This window comes from Amycolatopsis sp. 195334CR, assembly GCF_017309385.1.
In the GTDB taxonomy this organism is placed as follows: Bacteria; Actinomycetota; Actinomycetes; order Mycobacteriales; family Pseudonocardiaceae; genus Amycolatopsis.
On sequence record NZ_JAFJMJ010000001.1, the window covers coordinates 4306090 to 4322202 of the forward strand.

Annotated in this window: 1 protein-coding gene (only partly in view); it reads left to right on the top strand. The window is 72.1% G+C overall.

Annotation, left to right across the window (positions count from 1 at the left end):
* On the top strand, window positions 1-16097 hold the 3' end of the coding sequence (locus JYK18_RS48020) for a type I polyketide synthase (protein ID WP_307795963.1). The gene continues 16834 nt to the left of window position 1, outside the view; the window shows 16097 of its 32931 coding nt (coding positions 16835-32931); its start codon lies off the left edge, out of view; its stop codon occupies window positions 16095-16097.
* The last annotated feature ends 16 nt before the right edge of the window (window positions 16098-16113 follow it).

A 16113-nucleotide genomic window follows, 5' to 3' on the forward strand; every position in this document is an offset into this window, starting at 1 on the left:
CCACCCGCAAGCTGCTCGACGACGGCTACCGCGTGTTCGTCGAGCCGAGCGCGCACCCGGTGCTCACCGTGGGCGTGGAGCAGACGCTGGAAGCCGCCGGTGTCGCCGGGATCGTGCTCGGCACGCTCCGGCGCGACGACGGCGACTGGCTGCGGTTCACCACCTCGGTCGCCGAAGCCCACGTGCAGGGCGTCCCGGTGGACTGGACCGCGTTCTTCCCCGAGGGCGCGCGGCAGGTCGACCTGCCCACCTACGCCTTCCAGCACGAGCGCTTCTGGCCCAGCGCCTCCGGCCGGGCGGGCGACGTCCGCGCCGCCGGACTGGGCTCGGTCGAGCACCCGCTGCTCGGCGCCGCCGTCGAACTGGCCGAGGGCGAGGACGTGCTCACCAGCCGCCTCTCGCTGCGGTCACACCCGTGGCTGGCCGACCACGCGGTCAACGGCCAGGCGTTGCTGCCGGGCACGGCGTTCGTCGAACTCGCCGTGCGCGCGGGTGACGAGGTCGGCTGCGACCGGATCGAGGAACTGACGCTGGCCGCCCCGCTGGTGCTGACCGAGCAGGCCGTGCGCCTCCAGGTCCGCGTCGGCGCGGCGGACGACGCCGGGAACCGGCCGGTCACCATCCACAGCCGTCCCGAGGACGCTGTGGACGAACCGTGGACCGAGCACGCCACCGGTGTGCTCGCGACCGGCGCGGTGACCGTCGAATTCGACACCGCCTGGCCGCCCGCCGGCGCCGAACCGATCGACGTGGACGGCTGTTACCAGCGCTTCGCCGAACTGGGCTTCGAGTACGGCCCGGTGTTCCAGGGCCTGCGCGCGGCCTGGCGCGTCGGTGACGAGATCTTCGCGGAAGTCGCGCTGCCCGAAGGCGTTTCGCCGGACGGGTTCGGCCTGCACCCGGCCTTGCTGGACGCGAGCCTGCACGCACCGCTGCTGGTCGGCGTGACCGACGGCGGTGGTGGCGGACTGCCGTTCTCGTGGGAGGGCGTTTCGCTGCACGCGACCGCCGCTTCCGCGGTGCGCGTCCGGTTCACGCCGACCGGTGAGGGTTTCGCGATCGCGGTGGCCGATCCGGCCGGGGCGCCGGTCGCGTCGGTGCGGTCGCTGGTCACGCGCGTGGTCGCCGAGCCGGTCGCGCAGCGCGAGCCGCTGTTCCGCGTCGACTGGGTGCCCGCCACGGTGTCGTCCACTGTGGACGAGTACGAGGTGTACGAGGTCGAGACCACCGGTGATGTGGTCGAGGCCACCCACGCGGCGACCGCCGAAGTCCTCGGTGTGCTCCAGGGCTGGCAGCGTGACGCCCGGCTGGTGATCGTGACGCGCGGTGGTCTCGCCGCGGCGGCGGTCGGCGGCCTGGTGCGGGTCGCGCAGGCGGAGAACCCCGGCCGCTTCGGCTTGATCGAGGCCGACGGGGACGTGCCGCCGGAAGCGTTCGCCGTGGACGAGCCGCACGTGCGGATCAGCGACGGCGAGATACTGGTGCCGCGCCTGGCGCGCACGCGGCCGGAAGCGGAGTTCAGCTGGTCCGGCCGGGTGCTGATCACCGGTGGCACGGGTGGTCTCGGCCTGGCTGTCGCCCGCCACCTGGTCGACGAGCACGGGGTGCGGGAGCTGCTGCTGGTCAGCCGTCGCGGTGAGGCGGACGTGTCGGATATCGACGCGGACGTGCGGGTCGTAGCCTGTGACGTGGCCGACCGGGAGGCGCTGGCCGCGTTGCTGGCCGAGCACGACATCAAGGCCGTGATCCACACGGCGGGTGTGCTCGACGACGGGGTGATCGGGTCCCTGGACGCGGAGCGGCTGGACACGGTGTTGCGGCCGAAGGTCGACGCGGCGTGGAACCTGCACGAGCTGACCGGCGACCTGGACGCGTTCGTGCTGTTCTCCTCGGCCGCCGGGGTGTTCGGCACCGCCGGGCAGGGCAACTACGCCGCGGCGAACGCCTTCCTGAACGCCCTCGCCGAGCACCGCCGGGCTCAGGGCCTGCCCGCCGTCTCGCTGGCGTGGGGCGCCTGGGACCAGACCGGGATGCTGGCCGACAAGGACGCCGGCGAACGCCTCGGCCGGGCGGGGATGCCGCCGATGACCGTCGAACAGGGCCTCGCGCTGTTCGACGACGCGATGGCCGCCACCGAACCGGCCCTGGTGCCGATCCGGCTCGACCTGCCCGCGCTGCGGGCGCAGGGTGAGGTCCGGCCACTGCTGCGCGGCCTGATCCGCAGCCGCTCGCGGCGCACGGTCGCCGGGGCGGAGACCGCGATGACCCTGGTCCAGCGGCTCGCCTCGCTGGGCGACGACGAGCGGACCACGGCGCTCGCGGACCTGGTCCGCGGTCAGGTCGCGGTGGTGCTGGGTTACTCGGGCGTCGAGGCGGTCGACCCGCAGCTCGCCTTCCAGAGCATGGGCTTCGACTCGCTGACCGCGGTGCAGCTGCGCAACCGGCTCACGTCGGCCACCGGGCTGAAGCTGCCCGCGACCCTCGTCTTCGACTACCCGACGCCCGCGGTACTGGCCGCCTACCTGCGCGACGAGCTGTTCGAGAGCAGTGAAAGCCACCTTCACGGCACCAAGACGCGCCGTGAAAGCCACCTTCACAGCGACGACCCGATCGTCATCGTCGGGATGTCCTGCCGGTTCCCCGGCGAGGTCGGGTCGCCGGAGGAACTGTGGCGGTTGGTGGCCGAGGGCGCGGACGCGATCACCGGGTTCCCGAGCAACCGCGGCTGGGACCTTGACGCGCTGTACAACCCGGATCCCGAGGTTTCCGGGACCTCGTACACGCGCCTCGGCGGCTTCCTGCACGACGCGGGCGAATTCGACCCGGTGTTCTTCGGCATGAGCCCGCGCGAGGCGCTGGCCACCGACGCCCAGCAGCGCCTGCTGCTGGAAGGTTCGTGGGAAGCGCTGGAGCGCGCGGGAATCGACCCGGCGTCCCTGCGCGGCAGCCAGACCGGTGTGTTCGCCGGTGTGATGTACAGCGACTACGCGACGATCCTGGACGCCGAGACCTCCGAAGGTTTCCAGGCCACGGGCGGTTCGCTGAGCGTCGCCTCCGGCCGCGTCTCCTACACCTTCGGCTTCGAGGGCCCGGCGGTCACCGTCGACACCGCGTGCTCGTCGTCGCTGGTCACCATGCACCTGGCCGCCCAGTCGCTGCGCCAGGGTGAATGCGATCTCGCACTGGCCGGTGGGGTCACGGTGATGTCGACGCCGAGCACCTTCGTGGAGCTGTCGCGTCAGCGCGGCCTCGCGGTGGACGGCCGGTGCAAGGCGTTCTCCGACTCCGCGGACGGCGCCGGTTTCTCCGAGGGCGTCGGGCTTCTGGTGCTGGAGCGGTTGTCCGACGCGAAGCGCAACGGGCACACGATCCTCGCCGTGATGCGGGGTTCCGCGATCAACCAGGACGGTGCTTCGAACGGCCTGACCGCACCGAACGGACCTTCGCAGCAGCGGGTGATCCGGGCCGCGCTGGCTTCCGCTGGACTGTCCACTCAGGACGTCGATGTGGTCGAGGCACACGGCACCGGCACCACGCTGGGTGACCCGATCGAGGCGCAAGCCCTGCTGGCGACCTACGGGCAGGACCGCGACCGGCCGCTGTACGTCGGTTCGGTGAAGTCGAACCTCGGGCACACCCAGGCCGCGGCCGGCGTCGCCGGGGTGATCAAGATGGTGATGGCGCTGCGGCACGGGCTGTTGCCGAAGACGCTGCACGTCGACACACCCTCGTCCCACGTGGACTGGGAAGCCGGTTCGGTCGAGGTGCTGCGGCACGCCACCGACTGGCCGGAGGTCGACCGGGTGCGCCGGGCGGGCGTGTCCTCGTTCGGCATCAGCGGGACGAACGCGCACGTGATCCTGGAGCAGGCGCCCAAGTCGGACGCGCCGCTGCTCGACCTGCCCGCCGGTCCGGCGCCGATCGACGGCCAGGTGCCGTGGGTGCTGTCGGCGAAGTCGGCCAACGCCCTGGACACGCAGCTGGAGCGGGTCCGCGCGGTGGACGCCGATCCGGTCGATGTCGGCGCCTCCCTGCTGACCACCCGGGCGAGCTTCGACGCGCGTGCGGTGTTGCTGGGTGACGACGTGGTTCGCGGTGTGGTTGCCGAGGGTGCGTCGGCGCCGGTGTTCGTGTTCCCGGGTCAGGGGGCGCAGTGGGCCGGGATGGCGTTGGAGTTGCTCGACTCGTCTCCGGTGTTCGCGGAGTGGATGGCGGAATGTGACCGGGTGGTCGGCTCGTTGGTCGACTGGTCGGTGATCGAGAAGCTTCGTGAGGGCGCTGCGCCGCTGGAGCGGATCGAGGTGTTGCAGCCTCTGTTGTTCGCGGTGATGGTGTCGTTGGCGCAGTTGTGGCGCGCCTCGGGCGTGGAGCCTGCGGCAGTCGTCGGGTCTTCGCAGGGCGAGATCCCCGCCGCCTACATCGCCGGTGCCTTGAGCCTTGAGGACGCGGCGAAGATCGTGGTGCTGCGCAGCCAGTTGTTCGCCGATGAACTGGTGGGCAATGGCGCGGTGGCCTCGGTCGCGCTGACCGAGGAGCAGACGCGGGCGCGCCTGACCGGCGAACTGACCATTGCCGGGGTGAACGGGCCGAACGCGGTCACCGTGGCCGGGCCGGTCGAGCCGTTGAACGAGTTCGTGGCGGCCTGCGTGGCCGAGGACATCCGGGCGCGGGTGGTTCCGTCCACTGTGGCCTCGCACTGCGCGCAGGTCGATCCGCTCCGGGACGCGATTCTCGACATGTTCGCCGAGATCACTCCGCTGGAGGCCCGCATCCCGATCTACTCGACGGTGACCGGCGGGCTGATCGAGAGCGGTGAACTCGGGCCGGAGTACTGGTTCCACAACGCGCGCCAGCCGGTGAACTTCGCCGGTGCGGTCAAGAACCTGCTCGACGACGGCTTCAGGGTGTTCATCGAGCCGAGCGCGCATCCCGTGCTGACCATGGCGGCGCAGCAGACGGCGGAGTCGCTGGACGTGCCGACCGTCGCGGTGGGCTCGCTGCGTCGCGACGAGGGGGGTCCCGCGCGGTTCATGACCTCGCTCGCCGAGGCCTACGTCGCCGGGGTGCGGGTGGACTGGCGGCAGTTCTTCGCCGGAACACGGGCACGGCGAGTCGACTTGCCGACCTACGCCTTCCAGCACAAGCAGTTCTGGCCGGAGCCGAGCACGCCGGTGACCACGGTGGACCCGGTGGACGCCGAGTTCTGGGAACTGGTCGACGAAGGCGACTTCGCCACCGAACTGGACCTGGACACCGACACCGCGGCACGGGTCGTGCCCGCACTGGCCGGGTGGCGCAGCCGCCGCCGGGCGAAGTCCACAGTGGATTCCTGGCGGTACGACGAGTCGTGGGCGCCGATCAAGGCGTCCGGTGAGCTGTCCGGGACCTGGCTGGTCGTCGTTCCGGAGGGTGGCGAGGCGCCCGAGCTGGGCGTGGAGACCATCACGCTGGAAGTCGGCGCGGTCGATCGGGCGGAGCTGGCCGACCGGCTGCGTGGTCTCGAAGTCGCCGGGGTGCTCTCCCTGCTCGGGACCACCGAAGCGCCGCGCATCGGTGCCGTGCCCGCCGGGCTGGCTCGTTCGCTGACCCTCGTGCAGGCCTTGGGCGACGCCGGTATCGAAGCTCCACTGTGGAATGTCACCCGCGGAGCCGTCGCGGTCGCTGAACCCGCCGAAGTCACCGAACCCGACCAGTCCGCGCTCTGGGGCCTCGGCCGGGCGGTCGCACTCGAACAGCCTCGCCGCTGGGGCGGTCTGGTCGACGTCATCGGCGAGATCGACGGTCGCCTGGCTGCCGTGCTGTCCGGGGATGAGGACCAGGTGGCGATTCGCGCCGAAGGTGTCTACGGACGTCGGCTGGTGCACGCGGCCCCGGCCGAGCAGGTGCGCCGCTGGCAGCCGAACGGCACGGTCCTGATCACCGGCGGAACCGGTGGGCTCGGCGGGTATGTCGCGCGCTGGGCCGTCGAAACCGGTGCCGAGCACGTGCTGCTCACCAGCCGTCGCGGCCTCGACGCACCGGGCGCGCCGGAACTGCGGGACGAGCTCGAAGGCAGGGGCGCCCGCGTCACCGTGGCCGCCTGCGACGCGGCCGATCGGGACGCACTGGCCGCGCTGCTCGCGGAACACCCGGTGACCGCCGTGGTGCACACGGCCGGTGTCGGCGTCGGGGATGCCCCGGCCGAATCGCTGACCGTGGACCAGCTGGACGCGTTGATGCGGTCGAAGCTGGCCGCCGCGTGGAACCTGCACGAGCTGACCGGCGACCTGGACGCGTTCGTGCTGTTCTCCTCGGGGGCGGCGATGTGGGGCAGTGGTGGCCAGCCGGGTTACGCGGCGGGCAACACCTTCCTCAACGCGCTGGCCCAGTACCGCCGCGCGCACGGGCTCACCGCGACCTCGATCGCCTGGGGCGCGTGGGCCGAGGCGGGCATGGCCACGCACGAGGACATGGCCGAGCACCTGGTGCGGCGCGGGTTGCTGTCGATGGAGCCGGAGCTGGCGATCAGCGCCCTGCAGCGGGCCATCGAGGAGGACCGCACGCTGATCACCGTCACCAACACCGACTGGGAGCGGTTCGCGCCGAGCTTCACCAGCCAGCGCCCGAGCCGGTTGCTCTCGGAGATCCCGGCGGCCCGGCAGGCGCTCGCCGAGGACGCGCCGGAGGAGGAGTCGGCGCTCAAGCAGCGGCTCGCCGGGCTGGCCGAGTCGGAACGCACCCGCGTACTGCTCGACCTGGTCCGCACCGAGGCCGCCGCGACACTCGGCTTCGACGCGGCCGAGGACCTGCCCGCCGGCAAGGCCTTCCGCGAGGTCGGCTTCGACTCGGTGACCGCGGTCCAGCTGCGCAACCAGCTCAAGGCGGCCACCGGCCTGGCGCTGCCGGCGGCGCTGGTCTTCGACTACCCGACGCCTCGCGCGCTGACCGAGCACCTGCTGACGGAGCTGTTCGGAAGCCGGGAAAGCCACATTGACGGCACCGGCGAGCGCCGTGAAAGCCACATTCACGGCACCGACCCGATCGTGATCGTGGGCATGGCGTGCCGCTACCCCGGTGGAGTCACCACGCCGGAGGAGCTGTGGCAGCTGGTCGACAGCGGCACCGACGCGATCGCCGGGTTCCCGGCCGACCGCGGCTGGGCGCTCGACGCGATCAACAGCGCCACCCGTGAAGGCGGTTTCCTCACCGACGTCGCCGGGTTCGACGCGGGCTTCTTCGGCATCTCACCGCGTGAGGCCGTGGCGATGGACCCGCAGCAGCGCCTGGTCCTCGAAACCACCTGGGAGGCCATCGAGCGGGCGGGCATCGACCCGATGTCCCTGCGCGGCAGCCAGACCGGCGTGTTCATGGGCACCACCGGCCAGGACTACCCGAACCTGCCGGGCAACAACGGCGACAAGGACGTCTACGCCACCACCTCCTCGGTGGCCAGCGTGATTTCCGGCCGCGTCTCCTACACCGCCGGGCTGGAAGGTCCCGCGGTCACCGTCGACACGGCCTGCTCCTCGTCGCTGGTCTCCATCCACCTGGCGTCCCAGGCGCTGCGGCAGGGCGAATGCGACCTGGCGCTGGCCGGTGGAGTCGCGGTCATGTCGACACCGAGCGCGTTCAACGCGTTCAGCTCGCAGGGCGGTCTCGCCGCCGACGGCCGGTGCAAGTCGTTCGCCGAGGCCGCCAACGGAACCGGCTGGTCCGAGGGCGTCGGCGTGGTCGCGTTGGAACGGCTGTCCGACGCGCAGCGCAACGGGCACACCGTGCTCGCCGTGGTGCGCGGCAGTGCGGTCAACCAGGACGGCGCGTCGAACGGGCTGACCGCGCCGAACGGGCCGTCGCAGCAGCGGGTGATCCGCGCCGCGCTGGCTGCCGCCGGTCTGTCCACTTCGGACGTGGACGCGGTGGAGGCGCACGGCACCGGCACGGTGCTCGGCGACCCGATCGAAGCGCAGGCGGTGCTCGCCACCTACGGCCAGGACCGCGACCGGCCGCTGCTGCTCGGCTCGATCAAGTCGAACCTGGGGCACCCGCAGTCCGCCGGTGGGGTCGCCGGGGTGATCAAGATGGTGATGGCCCTGCGGCACGGCGTGCTGCCGAAGACACTGCACATCGACGCCCCTTCGTCCAATGTGGAATGGGGCGCCGGCTCGGTGGAACTGCTCACCGAGCGCACCGAGTGGCCCGAGACCGGCCGCCCGCGCCGCGCCGGGGTGTCGTCGTTCGGCGTGAGCGGGACGAACGCCCACCTGGTCCTGGAGCAGGCGCCCGAGGTCGAGCCGGTGATCCAGCAGGCGGATGTGGAGTCGTCGGTGGTGCCGTGGCTGGTGTCCGGCCGGTCCGCCGAGGCGCTGGGCGCTCAGTTCGCGCGCCTCGAAGCCTTCGTGACCCCGGAGACGTCACCGCTGGACATCGGCTATTCGACCGTCGTCGCGCGGTCGGACTTCGAGCACCGCGCGGTGCTCGTCGACGGGACCACCGAGATCGCGCGCGGAGTCGCGGGCGAGCGGTCGCTGGCGGTGCTGTTCTCCGGCCAGGGCAGCCAGCGGATCGGCATGGGCCGCGAGCTGTACCTGCGGTTCCCGGTGTTCGCCGCGGCACTGGACGAGGTGCTCGAACACCTCGACGTCCGCGAGGTCATGTGGGGCGAGGACCAGGAGGCGCTGAACCAGACCGGCAACGCGCAGCCCGCGTTGTTCGCCATCGAGGTCGCGCTGTTCCGGCTGATCGAGTCGTGGGGCGTCAAGCCCGACTACCTGGCGGGGCATTCGATCGGTGAAATCGCCGCCGCCCACGTGGCCGGGGTGCTCGACCTCGAGAACGCGTGCCGGCTCGTCGAGGCGCGGGCCCGCCTGATGCAGGCGCTCCCCGCGGACGGCGCGATGGTGGCAATCCAGGCCACCGAGGAGGAGGTCGCACCACTGCTGACCGAGGACGTGGCGATCGCCGCGATCAACGGCCCCGGCTCACTGGTGATCTCCGGAAAGGCGCAGGTCACTGCCGAGATCACGGCGAGTTTCGCCGAGCGCGGGCGGAAGTCTAGGCGTTTGCCGGTCAGCCATGCGTTCCACTCACCCTTGATGGACTCGATGCTCGCCGACTTCAGGACCGTGGTGACGGGCCTGCGGTTCGACGTGCCCCGAATCCCCGTGGTGTCCAACCTGAGCGGCGAGATCGCCACGCCTGCCCAGCTCGCCGACCCCGAGTACTGGGTGCGGCACGTCCGCGAGACCGTGCGGTTCGCCGACGGCGTGCGCACGCTGACCGGTGAGCGCGTCGACACCTTCCTGGAACTGGGCCCCGACGGCGTGCTGTCCGCGATGGCGGCCGAGACCACGCCGGAATCGGTGACCGTGCCGGTGTTGCGCAAGGACCGCGGCGAGGAGCTGGCCGCGGTGACCGCACTGGCGAAACTGCACGTCAGCGGGGTCGAGCTGAACTGGCGGGCGCTGTTCACCGGCACCGGCGCGCGCCGGGTGGACCTGCCGACCTACGCCTTCCAGCACGAGCGCTACTGGCCGGAACCGGTCGAGACCGAGGTCGAAGCCGGGGACACGGTGGACGCCGAGTTCTGGGCCGCGGTCGAACGCGAGGACCTGGAGAGCCTGGCCACCGAACTGGGCGTCGGCGAAGAACCGCTGGACGCCCTGCTGCCCGCGTTGTCCTCGTGGCGGAACCGCAGGCGCGTGAAGTCCACTGTGGACTCCTGGCGGTATCGGGAAACCTGGCGCGCCCTGCCCGGCGCGGCCTCCGGCGCGCTTTCCGGGACCTGGCTCGTCGTGGTGCCCACCGGGTACGGCGACGGTGAGTGGCTGACCGCGGTGCTGGGTTCGAACATGCTGCGCGTCGAGGTCGCCGGGATCGGCCGCGAGGAGATTGCCGCGCGCCTGCCCGGTGACTTCGAAGGCGGTTTCGCGGGCGTGATCTCCCTGCTCGCGCTGGATGCCGACCTCGGTGGTGTCACCGCGACGGCCTCGTTGGTGCAGGCACTGGGCGACGCCGGGATCCTGGCGCCGGTCTGGGCCGTCACCCGTGGCGCGGTCGCGGTCGACGACAGCGAGCAGGTCACCGAGCCGTGGCAGGCCGGGGTCTGGGGCCTCGGCCGGGTGGCCGCGCTGGAACTGCCCCGCCAGTGGGGCGGGCTGGTCGACCTGCCCGAGGTGATCGACGAGCAGGTCGCGCGGCGGTTCGCCGATGTGCTCTCCGGCCAGGCGGGCGAGGACCAGGTCGCGGTGCGTTCGCGCGGGCTCTACGGCCGTCGTGTGGTCGCGGCGCCGGGTGGGGCCGGCGAGTGGGAGCCGACCGGGACCGTGCTGATCACCGGCGGCACCGGGGCGCTCGGCGCACGGGTGGCACGGGACCTGGCCGCGCGTGGTGCGCAGCGGCTGGTGCTGGTCAGCCGTCGTGGTCCGGACGCGCCGGGGGCGGTGGAACTGTGGGACGAGCTGACCGGCCTCGGGGCCGACGTCACCATCACCGCCTGCGACGTCACCGATCGCGAGAGCGTGGCGCAGGTGCTCGCCGGGATTCCCGCCGAGCAGCCGCTGACCGGCGTGGTGCACACCGCGGGCGTGCTCGACGACGGCGTGCTCGAAGGGCTCACGCCGGAGCGGTTCGCCACGGTCTACGGCGCGAAGGTCGACGCCGCGATCGTGCTCGACGAACTGACCCGCGAGCTGGACCTGACCGCGTTCGTGTTGTTCTCCTCGGTCGCCGGCACCGTCGGCAACCCGGGGCAGGGCAACTACGCCGCGGCGAACGCGGTGCTCGACGCACTGGCGCAGCGGCGCCGGTCGCTCGGGCTCGCGGCCTCCTCGATCGCCTGGGGTGCCTGGGCCGGGGCGGGCATGGCGGTCGACTCGGAGTGGGCGCACCGCGAGGACTCGCCGGTGATGGACCCGGAACTGGCGATCACCGCGCTGCGGCAGGTCGTGGCCGAGGGAGCCGCCGCGATGGTGGTGGCCGACCTGCGCCCGGCGCTCGGCTGGCTGCTCGGCATGCGGGCGACGCCTTCGCTCGGGGACCTTCCCGGCGCGCGGCGTCTGCTGGACGAGGCCGAGGCTGTCCGTCGCACCACCGAGACCGTCGCGAACGAGCTGCACCGGAAGCTGCTGGACCTGCCCGAGGCCGAGCAGGTCGACGCGGTGCTGGACGTGGTCCGCGCGCGGGTCGCCTCGGTGCTGGCCTACGCGAGCGCGAACGCGGTGGGCGTGGACAACGCCTTCCGCGACCTCGGGTTCGACTCGCTGACCGCGGTCGAGCTGCGCAACCAGCTGAACGAGGCGACGGGGCTGGCGCTGCCCGCGAGCCTGGTCTTCGACTACCCGACCCCGCGCGTGCTGGCGGAGCACCTGGTGGGTGAGCTGGTAGGCCGTGAAAGCCACGTTCACGGCACCGGGACACGCAGTGAAAGCCACCTTCACGGCACTCGGGACCACGCCGAGCCGATCGCGATCGTGGGGATGTCCTGCTGGTTCCCCGGGGACGTGCGGTCGCCGGAGGAGCTGTGGGAGCTGCTGGTCGACGGCCGCGACGGGGTGACCACCTTCCCGGCCGACCGCGGCTGGGACCTGGAGGAGGTGTTCGGCGGCGACAACCCGAGCATCACCCGCCACGGCGGCTTCCTGCCGAACCCGGCCGAGTTCGACCCGGCCTTCTTCGGCATCTCGCCGCGGGAGGCGCTGGCCATGGACCCGCAGCAGCGCCTGCTGCTCGAAGGTTCGTGGGAGGCGCTCGAACGCGCCGGCCTCGACCCGGCGGAGCTGCGCGGCAGCCAGACCGGCGTTTTTGTCGGCACGAACGGCCAGGACTACGCCACGTTGATCGCCAACACCGGGCAGGAGACCGGTGGGCACGGCGCGACCGGCCTCGCGGCCAGCGTGATCTCTGGCCGCCTGTCCTACACCTTCGGCTTCGAGGGCCCGGCGGTCACCGTCGACACCGCGTGCTCGGCTTCGCTGGTGGCGCTGCACCTCGCGGTCCAGTCGCTGCGGCAGGGCGAATGCGATCTGGCGCTGGCCGGTGGCGCGACGGTGATGTCCACGCCGCTGGTCTTCTCCGAGCTGTCCAAGCAAGGGGCGCTCGCCGCCGACGGCCGCTGCAAGGCGTTCTCCGACGACGCCGACGGCACCGGCTGGTCCGAGGGCGTCGGCCTGATCGTGGTCGAGCGGTTGTCCGACGCGAAGCGCAAGGGGCACAACATCCTGGCCGTGGTTCGCGGTTCCGCGGTGAACCAGGACGGCGCTTCGAACGGGCTGACTGCGCCGAACGGGCCGTCGCAGCAGCGGGTGATCCGGCAGGCGCTGGCTTCCGCCGGACTGTCCACAACGGACGTCGACGCGGTGGAGGCGCACGGCACCGGGACCGCACTGGGTGACCCGATCGAAGCGCAGGCACTGCTGGCCACCTACGGCCAGGAGCGCGAGCACCCGCTGTGGCTGGGTTCGGTGAAGTCGAACCTGGGCCACACGCAGGCCGCCGCCGGGGTCGCGGGCATCATCAAGATGGTCATGGCGCTGCGGCACGGCGTGCTCCCGAAGACGCTGCACGCCGACGAGCCTTCGTCGCATGTGGACTGGACGTCCGGTGCGGTGAGCGTGCTGACCGACACGAAGCCGTGGCCCGAGGTGGGCCGCGAACGTCGGGCCGGGGTGTCGTCCTTCGGCATCAGCGGGACGAACGCGCACATCATCCTGGAGCAGGCACCGGCGGAGGAACCGGCCGTGCTGCCGATCAAGGGCACGCGCTCGCCGATCGACGGGGTGGTGCCGTGGGTCCTCTCGGGCAAGACCGAGGCCGCCGCCGAAGCCCAGCTCGACCGGATCAGGGCGCTCGAAGCGGACCCCATCGACGTCGGCGCCTCGCTGCTCACCTCGCGCACGACTTTCGACGCTCGGGCGGTCTTGCTCGGCGAGGATGTCGTTCGCGGTGGTGTGATCGAAGGTGCGTCCGCGCCGGTGTTCGTGTTCCCGGGGCAGGGTGCGCAGTGGGCCGGGATGGCACTGGAACTGCTCGACTCGTCTCCGGTGTTCGCCGAGTGGATGGCCGAGTGCGATCGGGTGATCGGCACGCTGGTCGACTGGTCGGTGATCGAGAAGCTTCGTGAGGGCGCTGCGCCGCTGGAGCGTATCGAGGTGCTGCAGCCGTTGCTGTTCGCGGTGATGGTGTCGCTGGCGCAGTTGTGGCGCGCCTCGGGCGTGGAGCCCGCGGCAGTGGTCGGGTCGTCACAGGGGGAGATCCCGGCGGCCTACATCGCGGGGGCGCTCAGCTTGGAGGACGCGGCGAAGATCGTGGTGCTGCGCAGCCAGTTGTTCGCCGACGAACTGGTGGGCAACGGGGCGGTGGCCTCGGTGGCGCTCACCGAGGACCAGCTCCGCGAGCGCCTGCCGGAAGGCCTGACGATCGCCGGGATCAACGGTCCCAAGGCACTCACCGTCGCCGGGCCGCTGGACCTGCTCGACGAGTTCGTGGCGGCTTGTGTGGCCGAGGACATCCGGGCGCGGGTGGTTCCGTCCACTGTGGCCTCGCACTGCGCGCAGGTCGACCCGCTCCGTGACGCGATCCTGGACCTGTTCGCCGAGATCACCCCGCGCGAGGCGAACGTGCCGTTCTACTCGACGGTGACCGGTGGTCTGGTCGAAAGCAGCGAACTGGGGCCGGAGTACTGGTTCCACAACGCCCGCCAGCCGGTGAACTTCGCCGGAGCGGTCAAGGCGATGCTCGACGACGGGTTCCGCGCGTTCGTCGAGACCAGCGCGCACCCGGTGCTCACCATGGCGGTGCAGGCCACCGCCGAGGACCTGGAGATCCCGGTCGCCGCGGTCGGCTCCCTGCGTCGCGACGAAGGCGGGGCGAAGCGGTTCGCCACTTCGCTCGCCGAGGCGTACGTCGCCGGTGTCCCGGTGGACTGGACGGTGTTCTTCGCCGGGACGGGCGCACGCCGGGTCGATCTGCCGACCTACGCCTTCCAGCGCCAGCGGTACTGGCCGGAAGCGGCGAAGCCGAAGGCGGTCGCCACCGCCGACCCGGTGGACGCGGCGTTCTGGGACCTGGTCGAGGACGGCGACTTCGCCGAAGCGCTCGCGCTGGACACCGACACCGCCGCACTGGTGGTGCCCGCGCTGGCCGGATGGCGTAGCCGCCAGCGCACGCAGTCCACTGTGGATTCGTGGCGCTACCGCGAGTCGTGGACCCCGATCACCGCGACCACCGGGCTCACCGGCACCTGGCTCGCCCTCGTGCCCGCCGGGTACGCGGACGACCCGTGGGTGACCGAGGTGCTGGCCGTGCTCGGTGACGACGCGGTGCTGATGGAGGTCGGTGACACCCACCGGACCGCGCTGGCCAAGGAACTCGCCGAGGTCGCGCACAACGAGTTCGCCGGGGTGGTGTCGCTGGCGGGCATCGCGGAGGCACCGGCGGTCGGCAACGTGCCGGTCGGCCTCGCGATGACGCTGCTGATCACCCAGGCGCTCGGCGACACCGGCATCGAGGCCCCGCTGTGGTGCGTGACCAGGGGAGCGGTCTCGGTCGGCCAGGCCGACCAGGTGCGCAACCCGGAACAGGCCGCGCTCTGGGGCATGGGCCGGGTGGCCGCGCTCGAACTGCCCCGCCGCTGGGGCGGGCTGGTCGATCTGCCGGTCGAGTTCGACGACAGGACCGTGGAACGCCTCGCCGGGGTGCTCGCCGGAACCGGGGAGGACCAGGTCGCGGTGCGTTCGGCCGGGGCGTTCGGCCGCCGGCTGGTGCACGCGGCGCCGGTCGCCGAGCGGCCGGCCGAGCCGTGGCGGGTGCGCGGCACGGTGCTGATCACCGGCGGTACCGGCGGTCTCGGCGGGTACGTCGCCCGCTGGGCGGCCGAGAGCGGTGCCGAACACCTGGTGCTCACCAGCCGTCGCGGGTTGGACGCGCCGGGAGCCGTGGAACTGCGCGAAGAGCTCGAAGCCGCGGGTACGCGGGTCACCATCGCGGCCTGCGATGTGTCCGATCGTGACAGTGTGGCGGCGTTGCTCGCGGAGATCCCGGACCTGACCGCGGTGGTGCACGCGGCCGGGGTCGGCGTCGGTGACGCGGCGATCGAAGCGCTCACCATGGACCAGCTCGACGCGCTGCTGCAGGCCAAGATGACCGCGGCGTGGCACCTGCACGAGCTGACCGAAGGCCTCGACCTCGACGCGTTCGTGCTGTTCTCCTCCGGTGCCGCCAACTGGGGCAGCGGCGGCCAACCGGGGTACGCGGCGGGCAACGCCTTCCTGGACGCGCTGGCGTTGTACCGGCGTGGCCGGGGCCAGGTGGCGACCGCGCTCGCCTGGGGTGCCTGGGCCGAAGCGGGCATGGTGCACGACAACCCGTCGATGTGGGAGCACCTGACCCGCCGCGGCCTGCTCACCATGGCGCCGGAGCTGGCGATCACCGCCATGCGCCAGGCGCTCGAAGACGGCCAGACCGCGCTCACCGTGACCAACACGGACTGGACCCGGTTCGCGCCGAGCTTCACCGCGAACCGCCCGAGCCCGCTGCTCTCGGAACTCCCCGAGGTGGTCGAGGCGCTGGCCGAGCCGGAAACCGCGACGGCCGAGTCCGGCGAGTCGGAGTTCAAGCAGCGCCTGACCGCGATGCCGGACGCCGAACGCGGCCGGGCCCTGCTCGAGCTGGTCCGCACCGAGGCGGCGGGCACGCTCGGCTACGACAACACCGACGCCCTGCCCGCCAACCAGGCCTTCCGCGAGGTCGGCTTCGACTCGGTGACCGGGGTGGAACTGCGCAACCGGCTCAAGGCGGCCACCGGGCTGCCGCTGGCCGCGGCGCTGGTGTTCGACCACCCGACCCCGGCGGCGATCGCGAAGTTCCTCAAGGCCGAGCTGTTCGGCGACGACGAGCCCGCGGCCGACGACCCGGACACCCGGATCCGCGAAACCCTGGCCTCGATCCCGATCAGCAGGCTGCGCAAGGCCGGGCTGCTCGACCTGGTCCTGCAACTGGCGGGTGAGGACGGCGAACCGGAACCGGCCACCGACGGCGACGCGGCCGGTGGCGACGTCTCGCTCGACGACATGGACGCCGAAAGCCTGCTGAGGCTGGCGACCGACGGCACTGCTCAGAATTAGCGACAAAGGACGGGTT